The 25,609-nt window shown below is 70.1% G+C and carries 26 protein-coding genes; 16 read left to right on the forward strand and 10 right to left on the reverse strand.

Annotated elements, in window-relative coordinates; genetic code table 11:
• The first annotated feature begins 1 nt into the window (after nt 1).
• The gene (locus tag ABT294_RS16120; protein ID WP_350806408.1) at nt 2-622 is read left to right on the forward strand and encodes an SIMPL domain-containing protein; all 621 of its coding nucleotides are present in this window, start codon (nt 2-4) and stop codon (nt 620-622) included.
• 64 nt (nt 623-686) lie between these two features.
• Here the strand turns inward: ABT294_RS16120 and nadA are convergent, their stop codons facing one another.
• Complete coding sequence (gene nadA, locus ABT294_RS16125; RefSeq protein ID WP_350806410.1) at nt 687-1,838, reverse strand: quinolinate synthase NadA; 1,152 nt, start codon at nt 1,836-1,838, stop codon at nt 687-689.
• A gap of 159 nt (nt 1,839-1,997) precedes the next feature.
• Here nadA and erpA point away from each other — a divergent pair, with 159 nt between their 5' ends.
• Together erpA and ABT294_RS16135 are read left to right on the forward strand one after the other, a co-directional pair.
• Nucleotides 1,998-2,351, forward strand: coding sequence for an iron-sulfur cluster insertion protein ErpA (gene erpA / locus ABT294_RS16130; protein ID WP_043638338.1), 354 nt, complete (start codon nt 1,998-2,000; stop codon nt 2,349-2,351).
• Between the two features lie 90 nt (nt 2,352-2,441).
• A complete protein-coding gene (locus tag ABT294_RS16135) occupies nt 2,442-3,428 on the forward strand; it encodes a carbohydrate kinase family protein (protein WP_350806413.1) in 987 nt (328 codons plus the stop codon).
• Nucleotides 3,429-3,504: 76 nt separating this feature from the next.
• Here the strand turns inward: ABT294_RS16135 and ABT294_RS16140 are convergent, their stop codons facing one another.
• Genes ABT294_RS16140 through ABT294_RS16150 form a run of 3 tightly spaced genes read right to left on the reverse strand, consistent with a single transcriptional unit; the run spans nt 3,505 to nt 5,374 of the window.
• Complete coding sequence (locus tag ABT294_RS16140; protein ID WP_350806414.1) at nt 3,505-3,939, reverse strand: CBS domain-containing protein; 435 nt, start codon at nt 3,937-3,939, stop codon at nt 3,505-3,507.
• A 59-nt stretch (nt 3,940-3,998) separates the two neighbouring features.
• Entirely contained in the window at nt 3,999-4,244 is a 246-nt protein-coding gene (locus tag ABT294_RS16145; protein WP_350806415.1) for a sulfurtransferase TusA family protein, read from the reverse strand.
• Nucleotides 4,241-5,374, reverse strand: coding sequence for a cysteine desulfurase family protein (locus ABT294_RS16150; RefSeq protein ID WP_350806416.1), 1,134 nt, complete (start codon nt 5,372-5,374; stop codon nt 4,241-4,243). Before ABT294_RS16150 ends, ABT294_RS16145 begins: the two co-directional genes overlap by 4 nt.
• Before the next feature lie 91 nt (nt 5,375-5,465).
• On the opposite strand from ABT294_RS16150, the gene ctaC reads away from it, so the two are divergent.
• The 4 genes from ctaC to ABT294_RS16170 all read left to right on the forward strand — a co-directional run bounded on the left by ctaC (nt 5,466) and on the right by ABT294_RS16170 (nt 9,758).
• The gene (ctaC, locus tag ABT294_RS16155; RefSeq protein WP_502912051.1) at nt 5,466-6,353 is read left to right on the forward strand and encodes an aa3-type cytochrome oxidase subunit II; all 888 of its coding nucleotides are present in this window, start codon (nt 5,466-5,468) and stop codon (nt 6,351-6,353) included.
• A complete protein-coding gene (gene ctaD / locus ABT294_RS16160) occupies nt 6,350-8,011 on the forward strand; it encodes an aa3-type cytochrome oxidase subunit I (protein WP_350806418.1) in 1,662 nt (553 codons plus the stop codon). Before ctaC ends, ctaD begins: the two co-directional genes overlap by 4 nt.
• On the forward strand, nt 8,011-8,424 hold the full coding sequence (locus ABT294_RS16165) for a cytochrome c oxidase subunit 4 (protein ID WP_350806419.1): 414 nt from the start codon (nt 8,011-8,013) through the stop codon (nt 8,422-8,424). Before ctaD ends, ABT294_RS16165 begins: the two co-directional genes overlap by 1 nt.
• Before the next feature lie 140 nt (nt 8,425-8,564).
• A complete protein-coding gene (locus ABT294_RS16170; protein WP_350806420.1) occupies nt 8,565-9,758 on the forward strand; it encodes a L,D-transpeptidase in 1,194 nt (397 codons plus the stop codon).
• A gap of 24 nt (nt 9,759-9,782) precedes the next feature.
• On the opposite strand, the gene trpD is transcribed toward ABT294_RS16170, so the two are convergent.
• Nucleotides 9,783-10,829, reverse strand: a complete 1,047-nt coding sequence (gene trpD / locus ABT294_RS16175; protein ID WP_350806422.1) for an anthranilate phosphoribosyltransferase — start codon at nt 10,827-10,829, stop codon at nt 9,783-9,785.
• 8 nt (nt 10,830-10,837) lie between these two features.
• On the reverse strand, nt 10,838-11,236 hold the full coding sequence (locus ABT294_RS16180; protein ID WP_350806663.1) for a hypothetical protein: 399 nt from the start codon (nt 11,234-11,236) through the stop codon (nt 10,838-10,840).
• Between the two features lie 196 nt (nt 11,237-11,432).
• Between ABT294_RS16180 and ctaE the strand changes: the two genes are divergently transcribed.
• From ctaE to qcrB, 4 genes are read left to right on the forward strand one after another with little or no spacing between them, the layout of a single operon-like run.
• Nucleotides 11,433-12,083: an aa3-type cytochrome oxidase subunit III gene (ctaE, locus tag ABT294_RS16185; RefSeq protein ID WP_350806423.1), complete on the forward strand. Its 651-nt coding sequence runs from the start codon at nt 11,433-11,435 to the stop codon at nt 12,081-12,083.
• A gap of 14 nt (nt 12,084-12,097) precedes the next feature.
• Nucleotides 12,098-12,907: a cytochrome bc1 complex diheme cytochrome c subunit gene (gene qcrC / locus ABT294_RS16190; RefSeq protein ID WP_350806424.1), complete on the forward strand. Its 810-nt coding sequence runs from the start codon at nt 12,098-12,100 to the stop codon at nt 12,905-12,907.
• Entirely contained in the window at nt 12,904-14,013 is a 1,110-nt protein-coding gene (gene qcrA / locus ABT294_RS16195) for a cytochrome bc1 complex Rieske iron-sulfur subunit (protein ID WP_350806425.1), read from the forward strand. Before qcrC ends, qcrA begins: the two co-directional genes overlap by 4 nt.
• Entirely contained in the window at nt 14,010-15,659 is a 1,650-nt protein-coding gene (gene qcrB, locus ABT294_RS16200; RefSeq protein WP_350806426.1) for a cytochrome bc1 complex cytochrome b subunit, read from the forward strand. The genes qcrA and qcrB overlap by 4 nt, the downstream gene beginning before the upstream one ends.
• A 74-nt stretch (nt 15,660-15,733) precedes the next feature.
• Here qcrB and ABT294_RS16205 read toward each other — a convergent pair whose 3' ends face one another.
• Nucleotides 15,734-16,021, reverse strand: coding sequence for an Lrp/AsnC family transcriptional regulator (locus ABT294_RS16205; protein WP_350806427.1), 288 nt, complete (start codon nt 16,019-16,021; stop codon nt 15,734-15,736).
• 9 nt (nt 16,022-16,030) lie between these two features.
• Nucleotides 16,031-17,731, reverse strand: coding sequence for a DEDD exonuclease domain-containing protein (locus ABT294_RS16210; RefSeq protein WP_350806428.1), 1,701 nt, complete (start codon nt 17,729-17,731; stop codon nt 16,031-16,033).
• A gap of 322 nt (nt 17,732-18,053) precedes the next feature.
• Between ABT294_RS16210 and ABT294_RS16215 the strand changes: the two genes are divergently transcribed.
• From ABT294_RS16215 to ABT294_RS16225, 3 genes are all read left to right on the forward strand, one after another.
• On the forward strand, nt 18,054-19,556 hold the full coding sequence (locus ABT294_RS16215) for a serine/threonine-protein kinase (protein ID WP_350806429.1): 1,503 nt from the start codon (nt 18,054-18,056) through the stop codon (nt 19,554-19,556).
• Nucleotides 19,546-21,015, forward strand: a complete 1,470-nt coding sequence (locus ABT294_RS16220; protein ID WP_350806430.1) for a serine/threonine-protein kinase — start codon at nt 19,546-19,548, stop codon at nt 21,013-21,015. Before ABT294_RS16215 ends, ABT294_RS16220 begins: the two co-directional genes overlap by 11 nt.
• Nucleotides 21,016-21,089: 74 nt before the next feature.
• Entirely contained in the window at nt 21,090-22,610 is a 1,521-nt protein-coding gene (locus ABT294_RS16225; protein WP_350806432.1) for a hypothetical protein, read from the forward strand.
• A gap of 4 nt (nt 22,611-22,614) precedes the next feature.
• Here the strand turns inward: ABT294_RS16225 and ABT294_RS16230 are convergent, their stop codons facing one another.
• Both ABT294_RS16230 and ABT294_RS16235 read right to left on the reverse strand, forming a co-directional pair.
• Entirely contained in the window at nt 22,615-22,923 is a 309-nt protein-coding gene (locus ABT294_RS16230; protein WP_350806664.1) for a LysR substrate-binding domain-containing protein, read from the reverse strand.
• Nucleotides 22,923-23,216: a type 2 periplasmic-binding domain-containing protein gene (locus ABT294_RS16235; RefSeq protein WP_350806434.1), complete on the reverse strand. Its 294-nt coding sequence runs from the start codon at nt 23,214-23,216 to the stop codon at nt 22,923-22,925. The genes ABT294_RS16230 and ABT294_RS16235 overlap by 1 nt, the downstream gene beginning before the upstream one ends.
• A gap of 55 nt (nt 23,217-23,271) precedes the next feature.
• On the opposite strand from ABT294_RS16235, the gene ABT294_RS16240 reads away from it, so the two are divergent.
• Nucleotides 23,272-24,537, forward strand: a complete 1,266-nt coding sequence (locus ABT294_RS16240; protein WP_350806435.1) for a pyridoxal-phosphate dependent enzyme — start codon at nt 23,272-23,274, stop codon at nt 24,535-24,537.
• Between the two features lie 31 nt (nt 24,538-24,568).
• Nucleotides 24,569-25,537: a M20/M25/M40 family metallo-hydrolase gene (locus tag ABT294_RS16245; protein ID WP_350806437.1), complete on the forward strand. Its 969-nt coding sequence runs from the start codon at nt 24,569-24,571 to the stop codon at nt 25,535-25,537.
• Nucleotides 25,538-25,609: the final 72 nt, after the last annotated feature.

The raw sequence follows: 25,609 nt of genomic DNA on the forward strand, positions 1-25,609 counted from the left end.
CGTGGACACGGAACAGCAGCGGATCTCCGTCGTCGGCGAGGGTGCGGTCGAGGCCGCCCCGGACGTGATGCGGCTGAGCGCGGGAGTCGAGGTGCGCAGGGGGACGGCCGCGGAGGCGTTCACGGCGGCCAGGAACGCCGCCGCGAGGCTGGTGCGCGCGCTGCGCGGGGCCGGGATCGCCGACGAGGACCTGCGCACCAGCGCGCTGTCGCTGGGTCCCGAGTACGAGGCGTATCCGAAGGTCGCGGCCTACCGGGCGGCGCAGGGCGTGGAGGCGCTGGTGCGTGACCTGTCACAGGCCGACAGGGTGATCGACGTCGTCGCCGGGGTGGGCGAGGAGGCCAGGCTCAGCGGCGTGGCGTTCGAGCTGTCCGCGCCGGGGGAGGCGCTGAAGCAGGCCAGGGCCGGCGCGTTCCGCGACGCCGCCGCCAAGGCCGCGCAGTACGCGGAGCTGGCCGGACGTCCCCTCGGCCGCGTCGTCTCGGTGACAGAGGAGGCGCGGGGCGGCCCGCAGCCGATGGCATACGCCACGCTGGCCGCGGAGGAGAGGGCGTCGGTCAGTCCCGGACGCCAGACCCTGTCGGCCGGCGTCCGGGTGGTGTACGCGTTCGGCGACCTCTGACGGCGACCTGGCGGCCGGTCGAGACGGTCGAGACGGTCGAGACGGCCGCCGTCCGGGCGGCCGGTTAGGGCAGCGCGAGCATGCGGTCGAGGGCGACCCGGGCCCAGTGGGCGGTGCTGTCGTCGACCGTGATCTGGTTGACGACCTCGCCGAGCACCAGCGACTCCAGCGCCCACACCAGGTGCGGCAGGTCGATCCGGTTCATCGTCGAGCAGTAGCAGACCGTCCTGTCCAGGAACGAGACGTTCTTGTCGGGGAAGCGCCGGGCCAGGCGCTTGACCAGGTTCAGCTCGGTGCCGATCGCCCAACTCGAACCGGCGGGCGCCGCCTCGAGGGTCCTGATGATGTGCTCGGTGGAGCCGACGTGGTCGGCCTTGAGCACCACCTCGTGCCTGCACTCGGGGTGGACGAGCACGTTGACGCCGGGGATGCGGGCGCGCACGTCGTCGACGGAGTCGGCGGTGAACCGCCCGTGCACCGAGCAGTGGCCCTTCCACAGGATCATCCTGGCGCGTTCGAGCTGCTCCTGGGTGAGGCCGCCGTTGGGGCGGTGCGGGTTCCACACCACGCAGTCGTCGAGCGACATGCCCATCTCCAGGACCGCGGTGTTGCGCCCGAGATGCTGGTCGGGCAGGAACAGCACCTTCTCGCCCTGCTCGAAGGCCCACTCCAGGGCCTTCCTGGCGTTCGAGGACGTGCAGACGGCGCCGCCGTTCCTGCCGCAGAAGGCCTTGATGTCGGCGCTGGAGTTCATGTACGTGACAGGAATCACCTGATCGGCCAGGCCCGCGTCCTCCAGCGCCTCCCAGCACTCCTCAACCTGGTCGAACGTGGCCATGTCCGCCATCGAGCAGCCGGCGGCCATGTCAGGCAGGATCACCCGCTGCCGGTCGGAGGTGAGGATGTCCGCCGACTCGGCCATGAAGTGCACGCCGCAGAAGACGACGAACTCCGCCTCGGGCCGGGCCGCGGCCTGCTGGGCCAGCTTGAACGAGTCGCCCGTCACGTCGGCGAACTGGATGACCTCGTCCCGCTGGTAGTGGTGGCCGAGCACGAACAGGCGGTCGCCGAGCGCCTCCTTGGCCCTGCGCGCCCGCTCGACCAGCTCGGGGTCGGAGGCGGGCGGCAGCTCGCCGGGGCAGTCGACCCCCTTCTCGCTGTGCGGATCCGCGCCCTGGCCGAGGACGAAGAGCGGCAGCCCAGTCTGGGTGGCCATGGCCACACCCCCTTATCGTCGAAGTGACGACTAATGATGACACACGGAATCGGGGCATTTATTCCGGGGCCGGGGCGACGGGAATGTGTGGCAGAGGGCCGGTGTTGGTAGCGTCTAAGTAGGACGTCGAAAACAGACAGCCGGTTAGGGAGTCAGCAGATGACGGTTGAGAGCAGCGAGACCACGGCGCAGGGCCTGATCCTGACTGACGCGGCCGCCGCGAAGGTCAAGAGCCTGCTGGAGCAGCAGGGCGAAGAGGGCCTGCAGCTGCGCGTGGCCGTGCAGCCGGGGGGCTGCTCCGGCCTTCGCTACCAGCTCTTCTTCGATGACCGCTCGATGGACGGCGACGTGGTGTCCGACTTCGGAGGCGTCAGCGTGGTCACCGACAGGATGAGCGCCCCCTACCTGATGGGCGCCTCGATCGACTTCGTCGACACGATCGAGAAGCAGGGGTTCACCATCGACAACCCCAACGCCACGGGCTCGTGCGCCTGCGGCGACTCGTTCAACTAGGCGGCACGCCCAGGTCCCGCTCGCCTTTGTGCGGGCGGGGCCTTGGCGTATTCTCGTGTGGCTCTGCTGACAACGAGGAAGAAGAATCCCGTGCGCATTGCCGTCACCGGCTCAATCGCGACCGACCACCTGATGACCTTTCCCGGGAGTTTCGGCGACCAGCTGATCGCCGAGCAACTCGATCGGGTGTCGCTGTCATTCCTGGTCGACGACCTGCAGATCCGCCGCGGCGGTTGCGCGGCGAACATCGCGTTCGGCATGGGCTGTCTCGGCCTGTCGCCCGTGCTGGTGGGCGCCGTCGGCACCGACTTCGCCGACTACCGCTCCTGGCTGGAGCGCCACGGCGTCGACTGCGGCTCCGTGCACATCTCGGAGAACCACCACACCGCCCGGTTCCTGTGCACCACTGACGAGCACCACAACCAGATCGCCTCGTTCTACACGGGCGCGATGGCCGAGGCCCGCCTGATCGAGCTCCAGCCGGTCGCCGACCGCGTCGACGGCCTCGACCTGGTGCTGATCAGCCCGAACGACCCCGACGCGATGCTGCGCCACACCGACGAGTGCCGCCAGCGCGGCATCCCGTTCGCCGCCGACCCGTCGCAGCAGCTCGCCCGCATGGCCGACGAGCAGATCCGCGAGCTGGTCGACGGCGCGGCCTACCTCTTCTCCAACGACTACGAGAAGGGGCTCATCGAGCAGAAGACCGGCTGGTCCGACGAGGAGATCCTGCAGCGGGTCGGCGTCCGCGTCACCACGCTCGGCCCCAAGGGCGCCGTCATCGACCGCAGGGGCGAGCCGGCCATCACCGTGGCCCCCGCTCCCGAGCGGGGCAAGGCCGACCCCACCGGCGTCGGCGACGCCTTCCGCGCCGGCTTCCTGTCGGGCCTGGCGTGGGGGCTCCCGCTGGAGCGCTGCGGCCAGATCGGCAACCTGACCGCGACCCACGTGCTGGAGCGCGTCGGCGGCCAGGAGTACGAGCTCGGCCAGCGCGTCTTCCTCGAGCGTTTCGCTGGCGCCTACGGGGCCGAGGCGGCCGACGAGGTCGCGGCCTTCGTCCGCTGCCACCACGCCTGACACCGGGCCTGACACCGGGCCTGACACTGGGCCTGACGCCGGGCGGTGCCTGCCCCGCCCGGCGGCGGGGCAGCGATCATCCGCTGGCGTAGACCCGGTGGATGAACTCGGCGAGCTGGGCGTCCGGCAGGTGCATGGCCAGGTCGGCCTCGCTGATCATGCCGATGATGCGGCCGTTGTCGATCACGGGCAGCCGCTTGATCTGGTGCTCCTCCATCCGCGACAGTGCCTCCTCGACGGTCGCGTCGGCCGGCACCCAGACCAGCCCGGTCGTCAGGTCGCCCGCCCGTACCCTGGCGGGATCGTGGCCCTCGGCCACGCACCTGATGACGATGTCGCGGTCGGTGATGATGCCTGTGACCCGGCCCTCGGCGTCGCACACCGGCAGCGCTCCCACGTTGCTGTCGCGCATCATCTGGGCGGCCCGGTCCAGGCTCTCGTGCGAGGGAACGCACTGCGCCCCCGGGTGCATCAGGTCACGGGCGGTCTCGTGTGGGTTTCCCTTGATCATGGTGACTTCCCCCCGAAAGTCGGTTTTTGTCCGGAGGGTTCCTACCCGGGGGGCAAGGGTTAATAGTTCCGTCTCACGTGGATCGCCCAGCCGCCTCCCGGCAGCTCGTACGAGCCCACGTGCCGGTGCGACTTCAACCGGCACCAGGCCGGGACGTCCGTGTAGGCGGCGGGATCGTCGGCCAGGACGGAGACCACCGCATTGAGCGGAACATAGTTGATCTGCTCGGCGAGCATGATGATCGGGATCGGGCACTTCTTGCCCAGCGCGTCGATCGTCAGTGCCGGCTGGGTTACCTCGGTCATGCGACTCCTGCGTCCTGACGGATCCTCAGCACCGCCTCGGGCAGCACGGCGAGGAATCTGTCGACCTCCGCCGCGGACGTGCCCCTGGGCAGCGAGACCCGGACATTTCCATGCGTGAGCACACCCATCGCCTCCAGGACGTGCGATGGACGAAGCGTACTCGCGGTGCACGAACTCCCTGACGATACCGCGAAACCGGCCTTGTCCAGCTCTGTCAGCAGCGCCTCGCCGTCGACGTAGAGGCAGGAGAAGGTCACGATGTGCGGAGCGCGCTCGACGGGGTCGCCGATCACCTCCACGTCCGGGACGATCTCCGGCACCGTCCGCCTGATCCGCTCGACGAGCCCGCTGAGCCTCGCCCCTTCCTGGGCCGCGTCCGCCGTCACCGCGCTCAGGGCGGCCGCCGCCGCGACGATGGCGGGGACGTTCTCGAACCCCGGAACCCTGCGGCGCTCGCGCTCGTCCTCCGGCAGGAACGAGCGGAACCGCGTGCCCTTGCGCACGGCCAGCACCCCCACGCCTGCCGGGCCGCCCCACTTGTGCGCGCTGGCCGTCAGCACCGACCAGCCGGGCGGGATCGGCATCCTGCCCGCCGTCTGCGCCGCGTCGACCAGCAGCGGGACGCCGTGCTCCCGGCAGGCCGCGGCGACCTCGGCCACCGGCTGGAGCGTGCCGACCTCGTGGTTGGCCGTCTGCAGGCAGGCCAGGGCTGTGCCCTGCGCCGACACGGCCGCGGCGAAGGCGGCGGCGTCGACCCGGCCGGTCAGGCTCACCCCGATCTTCTCGACCGTGCCGTCGTCGCGTTCGTGCACGTCGGCGGCGTGCAGCACGCTGGAGTGCTCCACCGCGCCGGTGACCAGCCTGCGCCCCGCGCGTCTCCTGCCGTGTAGGGTGCCGAGCACGCCGAGGTGCACCGCCTGCGTGCCAGAAGAGGTGAACGACACCTCGTCAGGGCGCGCGCCGAGCGCCTCGGCCACCTCCGTGCGGGCCTGCTCCAGTAGCAGGTGGGCACGTCGGGCCTGGCCGTAGAGCCTCGCGGGGTCGGCCCAGCCGGAGTCGATCGCCGTCAGGAGCGCCTCGCGCGCCTGGGGGTGCAGCGGCTCGGTCGAGGCCGCGTCGAAGTACGCCACGTCTCTTATCGTCCCACTTGCGGCACGCCATCAAGGGGGCGCGCGGGAGGGCGGGGTGCCTTCACGCTAGTGTGTCTGCAATCAGCTGTGCATGTTGGAATACGAGCGCCCAGGAGCGAATCCTGGGCTTCATCTGTGGGGTAGGCGATCCGTGAGTCCGACTCGCCGTTCGACGCGGCGTTCGTTGGCCCGGCGCAGGGTGCCGCGCGCCGCCGCTTTGGCGTTGCTGCTGGCCTCTGCCACGGCGTGTGCAAGTGACGTTCCCAAGGCCGATTGGTCTCGTGGCCTCCTTCCGGAGCACGTCACCACCCAGGGTGACGCGATCCAGAGTCTGTGGAACGGGGCCTGGATCGCCGCACTCGCCACGGGTGCCGTCGTCATCGTCCTGATCGTGTGGGCGTGCATCTTCCACGTCAAGCGCAGGGCGCGGGCCGAACTGCCTCCGCAGGTGCGCTACAACCTGCCGATCGAGATCTTCTACACCTTGGTCCCGCTCGTCATGGTGTCGGTGTTCTTCTTCTTCACCGCGCGTGACAGCCGTGACCTCGAGCACCTGTCGGCGAACCCCGACGTGAAGGTCAAGGTCGAGGCGTTCCAGTGGAGCTGGCGTTTCACCACCACGACCAACGGCAAGACACTGCCGCAGGTCGTCGGCCAGCCGGTGAGCGACTACCACCAGGGCCCCCAGCTGGTCCTGCCCGTCGGCAAGAAGGTGCAGTTCGAGCTCGAGTCGCCCGACGTCATCCACTCCTTCTGGGTGCCGGCGTTCCTGTTCAAGCGCGATGTCATCCCCGGCATCCCCGCGAACAACAAGGGCCGCTACTTCGAGATCACCACGCTCAACAAGCCCGGCGTCTACGCCGGCCGCTGCGCCGAACTGTGCGGAGTCGACCACAGCCGCATGCTGTTCTCGGTGAAGCTCGTTCCGCAGGCTGAGTACGACCAGTACGTTTCCGCCCAGGCTGGGAGCCCCCAGTGACCGCCATCCAAGAACCCCTCTCGACGACGGCCAGGCCCATCACCAAGGGCCAGGTGATCGCGAAGTGGCTGTCCTCCACTGATCACAAGATCATTGGGCACCTCTATCTGATCACCTCGTTCGTCTTCTTCCTGATCGGCGGCGTCATGGCGCTGATCATGCGGGCTGAGCTGGCCCAGCCTGGGCTCCAGTTCACCAGCAACGAGCAGTTCAACCAGCTGTTCACCATGCACGGCACGATCATGCTGCTGATGTTCGCGACGCCGCTGTTCGCCGGCTTCGCCAACGAGCTGATGCCGCTCCAGATCGGCGCCCCCGACGTGGCCTTCCCGCGTCTCAACATGGTGAGCTACTGGCTGTACCTGTTCGGCAGCACCATCGCCGTGTCGGGCTTCTTCACCCCCAACGGCGCGGCCGCCTTCGGCTGGTTCGCCTACACGCCGCTGTCGAGCGCGATCAGCTCGCCGGGCATGGGCGGCGACCTGTGGATCATGGGTCTGGCCCTGTCGGGCCTCGGCACGATCCTCGGCGCCGTCAACTTCATCACCACGATCATCTGCATGCGCGCGCCCGGCATGACCATGTTCCGCATGCCGCTGTTCACCTGGAACGTGCTGCTGACCAGCATGCTCGTGCTGATGGCCTTCCCGGTGCTGGCCGCCGCGCTGCTCGCCCTCGAGGCCGACCGCAAGCTCGGCACGCACATCTTCAGCACCGAGACCGGCGGCGCGCTGCTCTGGCAGCACCTGTTCTGGTTCTTCGGGCATCCCGAGGTGTACATCATCGCGCTGCCGTTCTTCGGCATCGTGACCGAGATCCTCCCGGTCTTCAGCCGCAAGCCGATCTTCGGTTACATCAGCCTCGTCGGCGCGACGATCTCGATCGCCGGTCTGTCGATCACGGTCTGGGCGCACCACATGTTCCCGACCGGGCAGGTGTTGCTACCGTTCTTCTCGTTCATGACCTTCCTCATCGCGGTGCCGACAGGTGTGAAGTTCTTCAACTGGGTCGGCACGATGTGGCGAGGGCATCTCACGTTCGAGTCGCCGATGCTGTTCTCGATCGGCTTCCTGATCACCTTCCTCCTGGGCGGTCTGACGGGCGTCATCCTGGCCTCGCCGCCGCTCGACTTCCAGATCAGCGACAGCTACTTCGTCGTCGCGCACTTCCACTACGTGGTCTTCGGCACCGTGGTGTTCGCCATGTTCGCGGGCTTCTACTTCTGGTGGCCCAAGTTCACCGGCAAGATGCTCAACGACAAGCTCGGCAAGGTGCAGTTCTGGCTGCTGTTCATCGGCTTCCACACCACCTTCCTGGTGCAGCACTGGCTGGGCGTGCTCGGCTTCCCGCGCCGCTACGCCGACTACAGCGCGGCCGACGGCTTCACCGACCTGAACCTGATCTCGTCGGTCGGCGCGTTCGTGCTGGGCCTGTCGGTGCTGCCGTTCATGTACAACGTCTGGACGACCTGGCGCAACGCGCCGAAGGTCACCGTCGACGACCCCTGGGGGTACGGCGGCTCGCTCGAATGGGCGACCTCCTGCCCGCCGCCGCGGCACAACTTCACCAAGCTGCCGCCCATCCGGTCCGAGCGTCCCGCGTTCGACCTGCACTACCCGCGCGTGTCCGCCAAGGCCGCTCAGGAGGTTGAGGCCTGATGAAGGTTCAGGGTTGGCTGTTCCTGCTGTGCGGCCTGTTCTTCGCCGGCGTCGACATCGGCTACTGGTTCTGGACGAAGGCGGCCACCGGCCACGGTGAGCCGGTCGGCACCACGGCCATGGCCATCTCGGTCGGCTTCGCGTTCATGATCGGTTACTACCTGATGTTCACGGCGCGCCGCATCGGCGCCCAGCCGGAGGACAACAAGCAGGCCGACATCAGCGACGGCGCGGGCGAGATCGGCTTCTTCAGCCCGAGCAGTTGGTGGCCGCTGTTCCTCTGCCTGGCGGCGGCGTTCGCCTTCGCCGGGTTCGTGGTCGGCTTCTGGATGTTCCTGATCGGTCTGTTCGCGGTCATCATGGCCATGATCGGATTCGTGTTCCAGTACTACCGGGGTAACTTCTCCCACTAACGCCGTACTGCCTGAGCGGGTGCCCTCCTGTCCGGAGGTCACCCGCTTTTTGGCGTTCTTTACCAGGTCACGGATGTGGCCAATCGATCACCCTGGGTAATAAGGGAGTGAACAGCTCGAACTCGGACTGGGGAGGACTCGTGGGGCGAGTCGCTTGTGGATCGGGAGGCCTGCTGCTCTTGGCGCTGCTGACGTCGTGCTCGACGAACAGCAGCTCCGCGGACGAGACGGGCCAGGCCCCGCTCGCCGACGCATCGGTAACCGTCGCCCCCCTGGACAAATCCCAGAACGTGCCGACCGACCAGACAGTGGTCGTGGCCGCCCAGGGAGGCACGCTGAAGAGCGTCCGGGTCGAGAGCAAGGCGGGAGGCCTGCGGGGCGTCCTGAGCGCCGACAGGACCCGCTGGCGCAGCAGCCGGACCGCCACCCCCGGCACCACCTACACGATCAGCACGGTCGCCGTGAACGCCGACGGCAAGCAGAAGGAGACCACGAGCACGTTCACCACGGTCAAGGCCACTAAGACCTTCGACGTCGAACGCGTCACGCCCAACAAGGACGACACCGGGCTGACCGTGGGCGTGGGCATGCCCGTCATGATCACCTTCAACCAGCCGATCACCGACCGCGTCTCGGTCGAGCGCAACCTGTCCGTCCGCAGTACCAAGCCGGTCCAGGGGGCCTGGCACTGGTTCGACGACCGCCACGTCGACTTCCGGCCGAAGAAGTACTGGCCCGCCCACACCGACGTCCGCGTGGACGCCCGGCTGGCGGGCGTGCGCGGCGGTGAGGGGCTGTACGGCAAGCGCGACCTCGCGGTCAAGTTCAAGATCGGACGCTCCCAGATCACCAGCGGCAGCACCAACGAGCACGTCCTGACGGTCAAGCGCGACGGCAGGACGGTCCGCACGATGCCGATGAGCGCCGGCCAGGGAGGCGAGTGGAAGTACTACACGACGTCCGGCATCCACCTGGCCATGTCCAGGGAGCCGGTGACCGTCATGGTCTCGCCGGGCATCGGACCGGGCTCGCCCGGGTACTACCAGCTGACGGTGTACAACACGGTCCGCATCTCCAACAGCGGCGAGTACGTCCACAGCGCGCCCTGGTCGGTGGGGTCGCAGGGCAACTCCAACGTCAGCCACGGGTGCGTGAACGTCAGCCCGGAGAACGCGGCGTGGTTCATCGAGAACACGCTGATCGGGGACCCGATCATCATCACCGGCTCGCCCAGGAAGCTGGAGCCCACCAACGGCTGGGGGCACTGGCAGGAGAGCTGGAAGGAGTGGCTCAAGTGGAGCTCGCTGAAGGCCGCCTCCACCGACGACCTCTGACCGGCCCGTCGGCCGCGCGGCGGGTCAGGAGGCGCTGACGGCGCGGCTGACCTCGACCCAGCGGTCGAGGGTGGCCGCGGAACGGCCTGAGTCGAGCGCCTGGACCGCCTTGGCGTAGCCGTCGGCCATCGCGCTGTCGAGGTCGTCTCCGGGGCTGTGGAGGGCCACCAGGGCCGCCGCGGCGTTGAGCAGGACGGCGTCGCGGATCGGGCCGGTCTTGCCGTGCACCAGGTCGTGCACCGCCTGGGCGTTGAAGGCGACGTCGCCGCCGCGCAGCGCGCCCGCGTCGGCCCTCGCGATGTCCAGGACCGCGGGGTCGAAGACGGTCTGGGTGGCCGCGCCGTCCTTGACGACCCACACGGTGGACGTGGTCGCGATCGTCAGCTCGTCGAGGCCGTCGTCGCCGCGGAACACCAGGGCGGAGACGCCGCGCTCGGCGAACACGCCCGCCAGGACCGGCAGCATGGCGGCGTCGTAGACGCCGATCGCCTGGGCGGCGGGCCGCGCGGGGTTGGTGAGGGGACCGAGGAAGTTGAAGACGGTCGGGACGCCGATCTCCTTGCGCGGAGGGCCGGCGAAGCGCAGCGCGGGGTGGTAGACGGGGGCGAAGCAGAAGGCGATGCCCGCCTCGCGCGCCACGTGGGCGGTCTGCTCGGGCGTGAGGTCGAGCCGGATGCCCAGGTGCTCCAGGACGTCGGCGGCCCCGCACGAGGAGGACGCGGCCCGGTTGCCGTGCTTGACCACCCTGGCGCCCGCCGAGGCGGCCACGATGGCGGCCATCGTGGAGACGTTCACGGTGTGCGCGCGGTCGCCGCCGGTGCCGACGATGTCGACGACCGGGCCCTCGACGCTCAGCGGCGTGGCCAGGTCGAGCATGGTGCGGGCCAGGCCGACCACCTCGGCGACGGTCTCGCCCTTGGCACGCAACGCGACCGCGAAGCCCGCGATCTGGGCGGAGGTCGCGGATCCGGACATGATCTCCCGCATCGCCCAGGCCGTCTCGTCGGATGTCAGGTGCTCGCCGGACAGGAGCGCCGACAACAGGGCAGGCCAGGTCGTACGGGAGTCCACGCAGGCACCTACTTCGCGTTGAGACGGGTGGAGGAGCGTCGGCGCATCAGGTCGGCGACGGTGTCGGCCAGAACCATGGGCTCGAGGGGCTGGGAGACGACGGCGTCGGCCTTGGACCAGTCGGCCAGCCAGCGGTCGTCGCGCCTGGCGATGATCAGGCAGATGGGCGGGCAGTCGTAGACCTCGTCCTTGGCCTGGCGGGAGACTCCCATGCCGCCGGCGGGCTGGGTCTCGCCGTCGAGGACGGCCACGTCGATGTCGCCCGAGCCGAGCCACTGGTGGACCTTGGGCTCGGTGGCGCACTCCACGATCTCCACGAGAGGGACGTCGGCGGCCGGCCGCCGGCCGATCGCCTGCCGTACCTCCTGACGGGTGGCGGCGTCGTCGCTGTAGACGAGGACCCTCATCGTGTCGTCGGTGCTCACGGTCGCGCTCGCTATCGGTCGAAGCGGTATGGTCACTCTGGATCGTACCGGTGCTCCGGTGTGCAATCCCAGGCCACCGTCCCTGGGGGGCGTTTTGCCCTGATTGTCCCAGGTTGGAGGCCGGTTTGTACCTCCTAACGGGGGGGCGTGCACTGGACCGACCACCGGAGCCGCAATAATGCTGCACGTGGCGACAGCATCCGCAATAACTTCGACGACAGCTCATTCGTCCCGCAGACCGAACCTGGTCAGTGTCGGGACGATCGTCTGGCTGTCCTCCGAGCTCATGTTCTTCGCGGCGCTGTTCGCGATGTACTTCACCATCCGGTCGGTGAGCGAGGGTCAGGGCCTCGAGTGGGGTCCCTCGCTCCTTCCCGCGGGCGTCAACGCCGAGGAAGGCGCTCACCTGAACATCCCGTTCGCGACGGTCAACACGACCATCCTGGTTCTGTCCAGTGTGACGTGCCAGATGGGCGTGTGGGCCGCGGAGAAGGGGCAGGTCGGCAAGCTCCGCTTCTGGTACTTCGTCAGCTTCCTGATGGGCGCGATCTTCGTCGCCGGTCAGCTGTACGAGTACGGCGAGCTGGCGTCGGAGGGCGCGACCCTGTCCGCTAACGCCTACACCTCGGTGTTCTACCTGACGACGGGCTTCCACGGCCTGCACGTGACCGGTGGCCTGATCGCGTTCCTGTTCATGCTGGGACGCACGTACGCCGCGAAGCGCTTCACGCATGAGCAGGCCACCAGCGCGATCGTCGTGTCCTACTACTGGCACTTCGTCGACGTCGTCTGGATCGGTCTTTTCGCGACCATCTACATCATTCGTTAAGGAACGGGATCTCTGTGACTAGGATCACCGCTTGGCGGCGGCATCCCCTCGCGAGATATGCCGTCCTGATTTTGGCGCTGGCGCTGGTCGGGATGGTATATGCCGCCTTTGTCCAGGCGAGTAGGCCTGCCGACGCGGCGCTCGCGTCTGGCAAGCTCGACGACGTCGCACAGGGAAAGAGTCTGTTCGAGGTCCACTGCGCGAGCTGCCACGGCCTCAACGCGCAGGGCACCACGACGGCCCCCACACTCGTGGGCGTCGGCGCCGCGGCCGTCGACTTCCAGGTGAGCACCGGCCGCATGCCGGCGGCCGACCCGGGCGCGCAGGCTCCCCGCAAGCCGGTTCCCCACTGGGTCAACGAGGACACCATCCGCCAGCTCGGCGCGTACGTGCAGTCGCTCGGCGGCGGCCCGCAGCGGCCGTCCAAGGAGCAGGTCGACCCCGCCCTCGGCGACGCCGGCAAGGGCGGCGAGCTGTTCCGCGCGAACTGCATCCAGTGCCACAACTGGGCGGGCTCGGGCGGCGCGCTGACGCGCGGCAAGTACGCCCCCAACCTGAACCAGGCCTCCCCCGAGCAGATCTACGAGGCGATGGTCACCGGCCCGCAGGCGATGCCGGTCTTCAACGACTCGACGATCACGCCCGAAGAGAAGCGCAGCATGATCGCCTACATCACCCAGGTCCGTGAGCAGAAGGACCCCGGAGGCTTCGGCCTGGGCCGCATCGGCCCCGTCACCGAAGGTCTCGTAGCTTGGGTCGTCGGCATCTCCGCACTGGCCCTGGCCGCCATCTGGATCACCGCGAAGAAGCGACAGAAGTCATGACAGACAACGAGCACGAGATCGAGCAGCCGGACGAACGCGTCCCCAAGCGCGTCATCGGCACCCCCGCGCCGGGCACCTCGATGGTCGGCGCCGACGAACGGGTAGTCGAGACCGAGGTACCCGGCGTCACGCCGCAGGACGAGCAGAAGGCGCGCAAGGCCGAGAAGATCGTGGCGCTCTGCTTCACGATCACGTTCCTCGCCGCCATCGCGTTCATCATCTCGTACGTGGTGTTCCAGGTCGGCAGCCCGGAGGCGACGGGAGTCTCCACTCTCGCGCTGGGCGGCACGCTGACCCTGGCGCTGCTGGGGCTGGCCGTCGGCATCGTGATCTGGGTCCGCCAGATCATGCCGAAGTACTCCCTCATCCAGGAGCGCCACGTCATGGCCTCCGACGAGGAGAGCCGCAAGGTCGTCGCCGAGACCTTCCTGCAGGGCGCCAACGAGAGCGGCTTCGTCAAGCGCAAGCTGCTGCGCCGCACCCTGCTGCTGGCGGCGGCGCCGCTGGGCCTGGTGCCGCTGGTGCTGCTGCGCGACCTCGACAACAGCAAGATGCCCGGCGCCGCCTTCAACAAGACGCTGCGCCACACCGTCTGGGGTGAGAAGACCAAGGACGGCAAGCCACGCCGGCTCGTCGTCGAGGGAACCGGCCAGCCGATCCGCGCGGCCGACTTCAACTCGCCCGGCGGCATCCTGTCGGTCGTGCCCGACGGTTACCAGCACGACATGAACGCCCTCGCCAAGGCCACGCTGATCCTGATCAAGTTCCGTCCGGAAGACCTCAAGTCCGGTGTGAACAAGAACTGGACGCACGACGGAATCGTGGCCTACTCCAAGATCTGCACGCACGTGGGCTGCCCCGCGGCCCTGTACGAGCAGACCACCCACCACATCCTCTGCCCGTGCCACCAGTCGACGTTCGACGCCGCCGACGGCGCGAAGGTGATCTTCGGCCCGGCCGCCCGGCCGCTGCCGCAGCTGCCGATCACCGTCGACCAGGATGGGTACCTCGTCGCCCAGCGCGACTTCAACGTCCCGGTCGGCCCCAGCTACTGGGAGCGCGGCGACGCCGAGGCCGAGGCCAGGTCCAAGGGAGGCAACGCATGAGCGACCTGAGAACGGTCCCCAACGCGGTCGCCGGCCCGTCCAGCTTCCTTGACGAGCGCATCGGGGCGGCCAACTTCCTCAAGCGGAACATGAGGAAGATCTTCCCCGACCACTGGTCGTTCCTGCTGGGCGAGATCGCCCTCTACTCGTTCATCCTCCTGCTGCTGACCGGTACGTTCCTGACGTTCTGGTTCAAGCCGAGCATGGCCGAGATCGCCTACGACGGCTCCTACGCGCCGCTCAAGGGCGTCATGATGTCCCAGGCGTACGCGTCGTCGCTGGAGATCAGCTTCGACGTCCGCGGTGGTCTGCTGATCAGGCAGATGCACCACTGGGCGGCCCTGCTGTTCGTGTCGGGCATGATGGTGCACATGCTCCGGGTGTTCTTCACCGGTGCCTACCGCAAGCCGCGCGAGCTCAACTGGATCATCGGTGTCCTGCTGCTGACGCTGGCGCTGGCCGAGGGCCTGACCGGCTACTCCCTCCCCGACGACCTGCTCTCCGGCGCGGGTCTGCGGATCACCGAGGGTGTCGCGATCTCGTTGCCGCTGGTCGGTACCTACATCACCTTCTTCCTGTTCGGCGGGGAGTATCCGGGTGAGGATGTCATCTCCCGGTTCTATTCGCTGCACATCCTGCTCATCCCGGGCATCCTGCTGGCGTTGATCTCCGCCCACATGGTGCTCATGTGGGTGCAGAAGCACACCCAGATGCCCGGCAAGAACCGGAGCAACCAGAACGTGGTGGGCGCGCCGTTCTATCCGGCCTTCATGGCCAAGGCGGGCGCGTACACGCTGTTCACGTTCGCGGTGGTCGCCGGGCTCGCGACGTTCGCTCAGATCAACCCGATCTGGTTGTTCGGCCCGTACACACCGGCCGACATCTCCGCAGGTTCGCAGCCCGACTTCTACATGGGCTTCCTCGAAGGCTCGCTGCGGATCATGCCGTCGTGGGAGATCAACCTGTTCGGCACGTCCCACGCGGGCACGCTGCCGTTGAGCGTGATCATCCCGGCGCTGGTGCCGATGGGCATCATCATGACGGGCCTGGCGTTGTACCCGTTCCTGGAACGCTGGATCACCGGCGACCATCGCGAGCACCACGTCGCCGACCGTCCGCGCAACAACCCGCACCGCACCGCGATCGGCATGTCGGCCATCACGTTCTACGGTGTGCTCTGGGTGCTGGGCGCCAACGACGAGATCTCGGCGAACTTCCACATCAGCCTCAACGTGACCACCTACGCGGGTCGCGTGCTGATCTTCGTCGCGCCGGCGCTCGCGTACGTGATCACCTACCGGATGTGCCTGGGGCTGCAGCGGTCCGACTCCGCGATGGTCTCGCACGGCGTGGAGTCCGGTGTGATCAAGCGGTTGCCGCACGGCGAGTTCATCGAGGTGCACACGCCGGCGTCGGAGGACGTCGAGGCGCACATGCGGGGCAAGGAGCCGGTGCTGATGCTGCCGGTCTCCGAAGACCGCGCGGGTATCCCGCCCAAGGGGATGCGCGGCCCGCTGGGCAGGCTGCGCGCCCGCATGTCCAAGACGTACGGCGGGGAGAAGATCCCCCTCGACGAGCCGCACGGCCACGAGGAGGAGCACGCCGCGATCGGTTCGGGCGGCGACGACCGCTCGCTGTCGCACTAGGCACGCAACCAGAAGGGGCCCGGACGAACGTCCGGGCCCCTTCTGCGTGACCGTGGCAACCGCGGCGCAGGGCGTCAGTCGGATTCGGCGAAGCCGATCGAGAAGGCGGCGTCGAGATCGTGCTTGGAGTAGGTGCGGAAGGCGATGTGCGTCTCGGTGTGCAGCACGCCCGGGACCTTGTTGAGGCGCCCGGGTATGACCTCGGCGACCTGCTCGTAGGCGGCGACCCGCACCATCGCCAGCAGGTCGTACTCGCCGGTGATGGAGTAGACCTCGCTGACCCCGTCGATCTCGGCGATCGTCTCAGCGACCTCCGGGATGCGGTCAACCTCGGCGTTGATGTGAACGATAGCCGTGACCATGCCCCAACTCTATCGGGGCTGCTCGAGGCCCCGGTAGGCAAGGTCGATGCGGGCCTTGTGCCGGGCCGCGCCGCGGGCGGGCAGGCTCCACTCGCCGTCGACCTCCACCAGCCGCACCCCCGGCGACTCCAGCCAGCGCAGGATGCACTCGGTCTCTTCCGCGCTGGCCGCGTGGACGGGCCCCGGGCCCGGGATGACGGTCTCGGCCAGGGAGACCAGCGACTCGACGAACGGGGTGGGATGCGCGCCGCGCGGCATCACGCCCGCCGCGCTCAGCCTGCCGTAGCGGATGACGTGGATGTCCCAGCCGCCGTCGAAGGCGGGGCTGGCGGCGACGAGCTGGGGGATGCGGGTGATGGCGGTCAGGCGCTGCATGCGCGCGGCGGCCCGGACGAAGGCCGCGAGCCGGTCGCGATCGACGGACGCCTCCTCGTAACGCTGCTCGACCGACAGCCGCTCCATGCGCGCCGACACGGCCGAGAAGACGAGCGAGGCGTCGAGGGTCATCGCCCGGCGGGCACTCTCGACGTGCAGGGAGTAGTCGGCCGGGGACTCACGGCCCTCGCACGGGGCGCCGCAGCGGCCCATCTCATGCAGGACGCAGGCCGAGCGGCGGGTGCGGAGCGTGACCGGCTGGGTGCACTGCCGCAGCGGCACCGCCTCGTGCAGGGCGGTGCGGGCGTCGTCAGCCGAGCGGGCGCTGGAGAACGGCCCCAGGTAGGACGCGCCGTCGTCCTTCAGCTCGCGCACGATCGACAGGCGCGGGAACGCCTCGTTGGTGAGCTTGAGCCAGACGACCTTCTCGGGAAAGCGGGACCTGCGGTTGTAACGGGGTTTGGCGCCGCCGATCAGGCGCAGCTCCCTGACCTCGGCCTCCAGCGCGGTGGAGCAGACGATGTGCCGGACCCGCTCGGCGATGCCGATCATCTCGCGGATGCGCGGCCTGGTCTCGCTGGCGGTGAAGTAGGAGCGGACGCGGTTGCGCAGGTTGGTGCTCTTGCCGATGTAGAGGACCTCGCCGCGTTCGTCCTCGAACAGGTAGACGCCGGGGGAGTGCGGGACGTGCTCGGCCAGGTGGCGCTTGGCCTGCTGCTCGGGCGTGGGGGCGCGGACGAACGACTTGAGCTCCTCCAGCGTGTGGACCTGGAACGAGCCCGCCCGCTCGATCAGCCCGTGGAGCACGTGCACCGTGGCCCTGGCGTCCTGAAGGGCGCGGTGGCACGGCTCGGCCGGGCTGCGGAAGAACCGGGCCAGCGTGGCGAGCTTGCTGTTCGGTGTCTCGTCGCGGGTCAGCACCCGGCGTGCCAGATCGACGGTGTCGACGACCGGGTTGCCGGGCGGCGGGTAGCCGTTGGCGGCGCAGGCGGCCTTGATGAAGCGGGTGTCGAAACCGGCGTTGTGCGCGACCAGCGTGGTGCCGCGGATGAACTCCAGGAAGCTCGGCAGCACCGACTCGATGCGCGGCGCGGCCACCACCATCGCGTCGGTGATGCCGGTCAGCACGGAGATGAACGGCGGGATCGGCCCCCCGGGGTCGACCAGGGTGGAGAACTCGCCCAGGACCTCGCCCGCGCGCACCTTCACCGCGCCGATCTCGGTGATCATGTGCTCGGCGGGCGAGCCGCCCGTCGTCTCGAGGTCGAACACGACGAACGTGACCTCGCTCAGCGGGGTGCCGAGCTCGTCGAGAGTTCCTTGAACGGGATCCACGAACCAAGACCATAGAAGGGGCGACCGACAGTTATCCGGTGGGGGCTCCCCGGGAGCCGGCGGCGGCGATTCTGCGGCTCTCGTCCCCGCCGTGCCCGCGGGAGCCGGGGAGCCGCGCACAGTGCGGATCATGCGGCCCTCCTCAGGAGTGCCGGGCGAACGCGGGTGGCGATCATGCGGCCCTCCTCAGGAGCGCCCGGTGAACGCGGGTGGCGATCTCGCCGCCCTCCTCCTCGCCGTCCCCGCAGGCGACGGTCAAAGAGGTTGGCTTACCCCGCGAGCGAATAACTACTCGTCTAGATCCTTAGTTAGTCTTCCCTTTATGTCCGGGGGAAGACTTGCCAACCGCTACGTTCTGCTGCGCCCGCTCGGCAGCGGCGGGATGGGAAGAGTGTGGCTGGCCAAGGACGAGATGCTTGACCGCGAGGTCGCGGTCAAGGAGCTGACGCTGCCCGAGGGCGTCCCTCCCCGGGAGCGGGCCGAGCTGGTCACCAGGGCCGTGCGCGAGGCGCAGGCGACCGCCGGGCTGCGTCACCCCGGCATCGTGGCGCTGCACGACGTCGTCGTCGAGTACGACCGGCCCTGGCTGGTCATGGAGCTGCTGCGGGGCCGCACGCTCGCCGACGCGGTGCGCGCGCAGGGGCCGATGCCGCAGCAGCAGGTCGCCCGCGTCGGCGCGGACGTCCTCGACGCGCTGGCCGCCGCGCACGCCCAGGGCCTGCAGCACCGGGACGTCAAGCCGGGCAACGTGTTCCTCACCGACACGGGCCGGGTGGTGCTGACCGACTTCGGCATCGCCAGGCAGGAGGGCCAGGCGACGCTGACCCAGCAGGGCCTGATGATCGGCTCTCCCGGCTACATCGCGCCCGAACGGCTCGAAGGCGACCCCGGCGGCCCGGCCAGCGACCTGTGGTCCCTGGGCGCGACCCTGTTCTCCGCCGCCGAGGGGCGTCCCGCCTACGACGGCTCGCCCGGCGACCGGATCACGGCCACGCTGACACGGCCGCTGCCCGTCGGGCGTGGCCCGCTCGGCCCGCTGGTGGCCGCCATGATGGCCCGTCACCCGGCCGCCCGTCCCACCGTCCAGGCCGCCGCGCAGGCGCTCAGGCAGGTCGCGGAGGGCCGGCCCGCCCAGCTCCCGGTCGACCAGGACCTCACCGCGCCCGGCAGGGTGCCGCGGCGCGGCAGGGCCGCCGTCTGGATCGCCTCCGCCTCGGCGCTCGCGGTGGCACTCGCCGCGACCGCCTTCTTCCTGCTGAGAACCCCGGGCGACGCGACGCCGACCGCCTTCACCGTCCCGATGGACGTGTGCAAGCTGCTCACCCAGCAGGAGGTCGGCCAGTTGCTGCGCACCCAGCAGCCGCCCAAGCCCCAGCCCAGCTCCGACGAGCTCGGCCCCAAGTGCAGCTGGCCGATCCAGAACACGGGCGTCGGCGTGCAACTGCAGAAGGACTCCGACACGCCCGACCCGTGGTCGATGACGTCCCAGGGCGCCCACACCCTCTTCGACAACCAGAAGCGCTACTGGGCCAAGTACGACACGATCGACTGGACCTGGCCGGAGATCGGCGCGAAGGGCCGGAACAAGGCGAGCCGCACCCCGGTCCGGGCGCTCGGCGGCCTCGGGGAGGAGGCGTTCGCGTTCGAGCTCTCGGCGTCGCAGGGCGGCCGGATCCACTCGGCCTACGTCTACTACCGGCTGGCCAACCTGGTGGTGAGCGTCGAGTACACCACGCTCGCCAACAAGCCGACCGACGAGGACGTCAAGCAGTCGGTGCTGGCGGCCGCGCGGGCGGCGGAACAGGCGCTGCGCCGTGCGGGATGACCACCAGTACCTGCTGGCAGGCCGTTACCGGCTGGTGGAACCGCTCGGCCAGGGCGGCGCCGGCACGGTGTGGCGAGCCCTGGACGAGACGCTGAACCGGGAGGTGGCGGTCAAGCAGGTGCGGGTGCCGTCCGGGCTGACGCCGCACGAGCGCGCCGAGTTCGCCGGCCGGGCCATCCACGAGGCCAGGTCGGCGGGGCGGCTGCGCGACCCCGCCATCGTGCTGGTCCACGACGTGGTGCTCGACGGCGACCAGCCGTGGATCATCATGGACCTCGTCACCGGCCGCTCCCTCGACAAGGTCATCAAGGAGCACGGCCCGCTCCCGCCCGACTTCGTCGCGCGCGTCGGCCTGCGGGTGCTGTCGGCGCTGGACGTGGCGCACGCGCACGGCATCCTGCACCAGGACGTCAAACCGGCCAACATCCTGCTCGACGCCGACGGCTCGGCCATGCTCACCGACTTCGGCATCGCGGCCCCGATGGACGGCCAGGGCGACCGGTACGGCGGCGCGGGCTCGCCCGGCTACATGGCCCCCGAGCGGCTCAACGGGCAGGCCACGGGCCCCGCCTCCGACCTGTGGTCGCTGGGCGCGAGCCTCTACACGGCGGTCGAGGGACGTCCCCCGTTCGAGCGCGAGCTGGCCGCGGCGGTGGCGGCGGCGGTGCTGCTGCACGAGCCGCCGTTCCCCGCCAGAGCGGGCCGCGACCTCGGCGGCCTGCTGATGGCGATGCTGGCCAAGAACCCGGCGTCCCGTCCCACGGCCGCGCAGGTCCGCGAGGCGTTGAGCGGCGGCTCGCGGCCGTCCCACCCAGAAGGGCCGTCCCGCCCGGAACGGCCGCCCCGCCGCCGCCGGTGGTGGCTGGTGCCCGCCGTGCTGGCCGCCGTCGTGCTGCTCGGCGCGGGCGGCTGGTACGGCCTGGGCGTCCCGAAGGGCGACGACGACATGGGCAGCTACGCGTCGGCGCCCGACCCGTGCGGGCTGCTGACCGACGTCCAGGCCGCCGACCTGCTGAAGGCGAAGGCCCAGCGCGCGCAGACGAGGGCGGGCGAGTGCCAGTGGCAGGTGCGCGACGGTTCCGAGGTCGTCTGGTCGATCACCGTCCGCACCCGGGTGGAGCGGCCGAACGGCGGCTACAGCGGCCCCGCCGCGGCCGGGCTGCGCTACACCAGCGAGCGTGGCAACCGGGCAGCCGCCAAGGGCACGGTCTTCCGCAAGGCCACCGGTGGGGTCAGCGACGTCCAGGGCATCGGCGAGGCGGCGTTCGTCCAGGACACCTTCGTGCTGGCCATGAACTCCGCGAAGTCCGGCGACACCGACAGCACGGTGCTGTTCCGCAGCAGCAACCTGATCGGTGAGGTGATCCTGCACCACGACGACGTCGCCCCCGGCACCCCGGCCGATCGGCAGACCGCGCTGAAGGCCGCCAGGCTGGTGTCGGCCGCGTTGAAACCGTGAGGCGCTGCAAGCGGTTTGCAACCGTTGTCACTAGCATGTCTCCCCGCAAGTCAGGCAAACCCCAGGAGTAACTCGTGCACCCCGGTAACGAGTACGAGCCGCCGACCACCCCCTACCCGATGCCGCACGGCCAGTACAAGCCGCCGACGATGACACCGCCGACCATGCCGGTGTCGCCGCCCCCGCCCCCGAAACGGCGCGGGTGGATCCTGCCGGTGGTGGCCGCGCTGGTCGTCGTGCTGGTCGGCGGCGGCGCGGGCGCCTACCTGCTGCTCGGCAGACGTGCGGCGGAGAGCCCCGCTCCCACCCCCGGACGCTCGTCCCAGAGCGTGGCGGTGGCGGGCGCGCCCGCGACGATGGACGCGTGCTCCATGGTCCCCAAACAGGAGACCGAGCGCCTGGTGCCCGACGCGACCGTGGCCAAGGACTCCAGAGACACCGAGTACGCGGTCACCTTCTCCTGCGGCTGGAACAACCAGCGCATCTCGTTCGGCGAGTACTGGCGCAGCCGCGAGATCGAGGTCAAGATCGCGCAGCACCGGGGCGACGGCGCCAAGACCGGCAGGGCCATGGCGCAGGGCTCGTACGAGGTCGACTACGGCGGCGCGAAGTACAGCGAGACCGCCAAGCCGACCCTCGAGAAGGGCGAGAAGGAGTACATCTCGCCGGTCAAGGACGTATCCGGCGTGGGCGACGGCGCGTTCGCCCAGTACACCTGGCGCCGCTCCGGCAGCATGCTCTGGTACGCCTTCGGGCAGGCGCAGGCGCGCGTCGACGACGTCACGATCGAGGTCAAGTACCAGGCGGGGCAGCAGCGCAAGGACGCCAAGATCCTTACCAACGACTCCGCGCAGGCGGTCACCGAGGAGAACGCGATCCGCGAGGCGAGCATGCTGATCGGGCACGTCGCCAAGGGCGTGGCCGCGTGGAAGGCGCAGCACCCGAACGCGCTCGCCCAGCCCGACAAGGCCCAGACCACCGCGCCGACCGCCACGCCGACGCCCTCGCCGACCAACCTGGCCGTCTTCCCGCCCGCCTGCCAGGCCATGACGCAGCTCGCCACCGAGCTGGTGCCCAACCCGACACCCAGGGCGCGGGGCGTCGAGGCCGGCAACGACGCACAGACCGAATGCCGCTGGCTCAACCTGGACGTTCCGGGTGACGGCGGGGTCAAGAAGATCCGCAGCGTCGTGATCACCACACACCGGTTCACCAACCGGGCCGGAGCCGAGGACAAGCCCGCCGCGCAGGCGTTCTACGTCGGGGAGCGCGGCCGGGCCGGTGCCACGGCCGACTCGTCCATGGGCGGCATCACGTGGAGCAAACTCAGCGACGTCACGGGGCTGGGGGAGGCGGCCTACAGCCAGTACGTGCAGTTCAAGCACGGGGACGTGTTCAACGCCAGCGGCAGCGTCGTGGTGCGGCAGGGGCCGCTGGTGATCCAGGTCGACTACGCCGGGGCCCAGCGGCCCAAGGACGAGCCCGCCAACTCGTCCAAGGTCACGCTCATGCCCGACGACGAGGCGCGCGGCGGCGCGTTGCGGGTGGCCAAGGCGTACCTGGCGGAACTGGCCAAGAAGCCGATCGGCAGCTGACCCGTCACGGCGAGGGCTTGAGCGTGACGGCCGCCTGCCGGCAGGCGCGGATGGCGGGGTGCCCACCCCGTCCACGGCGGACGGCGGTGAACAGCCGGCGCGTTCGATGGCCGTGGGGCAGCGGACGCACGGCGACCGCCGGTGGGCGCCCGCTCCACACGAGGTCGGGCAGGAACGCGGCGGCGTGCCCCTGCTCGACGAGCCGCAGGTGGAGCAGAAGGTCGGTGGACTCGAAACGGATGTCGGGTTCGAACCCGGCGGTGCGGCACAGGGTCATCGCCCAGTGACGGGCGGCCGTTCCCTCGGGGTCCATCACCCACGGATGGTCAGCCAGCGCCGTAGGGCCGCCTCCGCGTCGTGCGGTCGCGTCGCCTTCGCGTCCGCGGGCTGTGGGCGGGCGAGCCGCAGCGGGTCGTCGCAGAGGTCCTCCTGTTCCAGTTCGGCGGGCCTGGGGTTGGGGTTGCCCGGGTACTCCTCGGCGATGACCAGGTCGAAGTCGCGGGCGAGCAGGGCGGGCAGGGTCTGCTCCGCCTCCGCCCGCTCCAGCCGTTCGAGGACCGCTTCGGTGTGGTCGACGAGGATCTCGGCCTGCGGGGTGAGCCGCACGCGCCGCCGGAAACATTCGCTGGACCGATGAGAGTCTGGCAGGCACGGTGGATCTGTGTCCTCCTCGCCAGCGGCTTCGCCTTCCAACCAGACTCGGGTTCCGCAGGTCGCGTCGGAGTCGGGGCGTCCGGGGTTCGCGCGGCCCGCCGCGCGGGCGTGGACCTGTGCGCCCGCGCCGGCGCAGGTGCGGGACTTCCACACCGGGCTGCCCGGCTACGCGCCCACCCCGCTGGCCGAACTGCCCGCTCTCGCCGCGGAGCTCGGTGTCGGGCGGGTGTTCGTCAAGGACGAGTCCCGCCGCCTGGGCCTGCCCGCGTTCAAGGCGTTGGGCGCGTCCTGGGCGATCCACCAGGTGCTCTCCCGGCGGACGGACGACGGCCCCGTACGGCTGGTCACCGCCACCGACGGCAATCACGGCCGTGCCGTGGCCCGCATGGCGCGGCTGCTCGGGCAGCACGCCCAGGTCTTCGTTCCCCGGGACGGTGTCCACCCGGCCGCGGTGGCCGCCATCGAGGCCGAGGGGGCGGAGGTCGTCCAGGTCGCGGGGAGCTACGACGACGCGGTCCTCCTGGCCGCCGACGCCGCCGACGCCGCCGACGGGCCGGGAGCGGTGCTCGTCCAGGACACCGCCTGGCCTGGATACGAGGAGATTCCCGGCTGGATCGTCGAGGGCTACTCCACGCTGTTCGCCGAGCTCGACGCGCAGCTGAGCGGCGCGGGGGCCGGGTCGCCGGGGCTGGTGGTCGTCCCGGCGGGGGTGGGCTCTCTCGCCCAGGCCGCCATCACCCACTACCGCAGCCGACATGCCGGTCCTGTCGGTGTCGGTTCCGGCGGATCCGCCGGGCCCGTTGAGGCTGGCGTGGCGTTGCTCACGGTGGAACCGGACAGCGCGGCCTGCGTCCTGGCGAGCCTGCTCAGCGGGGAGCCGGTCAGCGTGGCGACCGGGGCCACGATCATGGCCGGACTGAACTGCGGCACCCCGTCCAGCCTCGCCTGGCCCTACCTGCGCGACGGTCTGGACGCCGCCGTCGCGGTCACCGACGTCGACAGCGCCCGCGCGGCCCGCGACCTCGCCGCCCTCGGCGTCTGCGCCGGCCCCTGCGGCGCCGCCGCACTGGCAGGCGCCCGCGCGGCCCTGACCGGCGAGCACCGTTCGGCCAGCCGGGCGGCCCCGGCCGACGGGTCCGGACGTTGCGCGGGTCCGGCTGCCGGCCTTCGGCAGGCTCTGGGGGTCGGGCCGGGCTCGACCGTCGTCCTGTTGTGCACCGAGGGCGCGGACGCCAACCCCGCGACCCTGCTCCGCCTCGCAGACCGGGACTGATCGCCCGTCTCAGCAGCCCACCAGGAAGCACATGACACCGAACAGCCCGGATCCGGTCGAGCTCCTCGCGGAGCTCATCGCCATCGACTCCGTGAACCCCGACCTCGTGCCAGGCGGCGCGGGCGAGGGCGACATCGCCGACCACTGCGGCGCCTGGCTCGCCGGACGCGGGCTCGAGGTGCACCGCCTGGAGAGACGCCCGGGGCGGCCCTCGCTCGTCGCGGTCGCCCGCGGCACGGGCGGCGGACGCTCGCTGATGCTGAACGGCCACCTCGACACCGTCGGCCTGGCCGGCTACGACGGCGACCCGCTGCGCCCGGTGATCCGCGACGGCAGGATCTTCGGCCGGGGCGCCTTCGACATGAAGAGCGGCCTCGCCGCCATGATGGCCGCCGCGGTCCGTGCCACCCGTCGGGGGCCGTTGCGCGGCGACGTCGTCCTCACGTGCGTCGCCGACGAGGAGCACGCCAGCTTCGGCACCGAGGAGGTGCTGGAGTCCTTCACCGCCGACGCGGCGATCGTCACCGAGCCCAGCCATCTCGAGGTGACCGTCGCGCACAAGGGCTTCGCCTGGTTCGAGGTGCACATCGAGGGCCGTGCCGCCCACGGGTCGCGTCCCGAGCTGGGCGTCGACGCGATCGCCAAGGCCGGCCACTTCCTCGTCGCCCTCGAGGACTGGGGCCGTCGCCTCGCGGCAGGCGAACCGCATCCGCTGCTCGGGACCGGCACCGTGCACGCCTCCGTCATCCGGGGCGGCGAGGAGCCCTCGACCTACCCGGCGCACTGCCGGATCACCGTCGAGCGCCGCACGGTGCCGGGCGAGAACGCCGACACCGTCGAGGCCGAGCTCGCCGCCGTCCTCGACCGCGCCGGCGTCCCCTGCCTGCTCTTCGGCGTGGACGGCGGAGGAGCCCACGCGGCCACCGAATGGGCCGACCTCGCCTCCTTGCGCCGCCTCACCGGCATCCTCACCGACACCATCGCGGACTTCTGCGCCTGACCTTGCCTGACGCCCCCTGGGCTAGCGATTAACAAGCTGCAACTCATCTGCAAGTGGGACAAATAGCCTTGA

It is taken from the genome of Nonomuraea sp. NPDC000554, assembly GCF_040300065.1.
GTDB lineage: Bacteria > Actinomycetota > Actinomycetes > Streptosporangiales > Streptosporangiaceae > Nonomuraea.

Bases quoted from the DNA above. Each gene is read 5' to 3' on its own strand.
- qcrB (WP_350806426.1), top strand. From the start codon at position 14,010: ATGAGCGACCTGAGAACGGTCCCCAACGCGGTCGCCGGCCCGTCCAGC.
- ABT294_RS16230 (WP_350806664.1), bottom strand. From the start codon at position 22,923: ATGGACCCCGAGGGAACGGCCGCCCGTCACTGGGCGATGACCCTGTGC.
- ABT294_RS16145 (WP_350806415.1), bottom strand. From the start codon at position 4,244: ATGACCGAGGTAACCCAGCCGGCACTGACGATCGACGCGCTGGGCAAG.
- ABT294_RS16180 (WP_350806663.1), bottom strand. From the start codon at position 11,236: ATGAGGGTCCTCGTCTACAGCGACGACGCCGCCACCCGTCAGGAGGTA.
- ABT294_RS16245 (WP_350806437.1), top strand. From the start codon at position 24,569: ATGACACCGAACAGCCCGGATCCGGTCGAGCTCCTCGCGGAGCTCATC.
- ABT294_RS16165 (WP_350806419.1), top strand. From the start codon at position 8,011: ATGAAGGTTCAGGGTTGGCTGTTCCTGCTGTGCGGCCTGTTCTTCGCC.
- ABT294_RS16140 (WP_350806414.1), bottom strand. From the start codon at position 3,939: ATGATCAAGGGAAACCCACACGAGACCGCCCGTGACCTGATGCACCCG.
- ABT294_RS16205 (WP_350806427.1), bottom strand. From the start codon at position 16,021: ATGGTCACGGCTATCGTTCACATCAACGCCGAGGTTGACCGCATCCCG.
- nadA (WP_350806410.1), bottom strand. From the start codon at position 1,838: ATGGCCACCCAGACTGGGCTGCCGCTCTTCGTCCTCGGCCAGGGCGCG.
- qcrA (WP_350806425.1), top strand. From the start codon at position 12,904: ATGACAGACAACGAGCACGAGATCGAGCAGCCGGACGAACGCGTCCCC.
- ctaC (WP_502912051.1), top strand. From the start codon at position 5,466: ATGTTGGAATACGAGCGCCCAGGAGCGAATCCTGGGCTTCATCTGTGG.
- erpA (WP_043638338.1), top strand. From the start codon at position 1,998: ATGACGGTTGAGAGCAGCGAGACCACGGCGCAGGGCCTGATCCTGACT.
- ABT294_RS16215 (WP_350806429.1), top strand. From the start codon at position 18,054: ATGTCCGGGGGAAGACTTGCCAACCGCTACGTTCTGCTGCGCCCGCTC.
- ctaE (WP_350806423.1), top strand. From the start codon at position 11,433: ATGCTGCACGTGGCGACAGCATCCGCAATAACTTCGACGACAGCTCAT.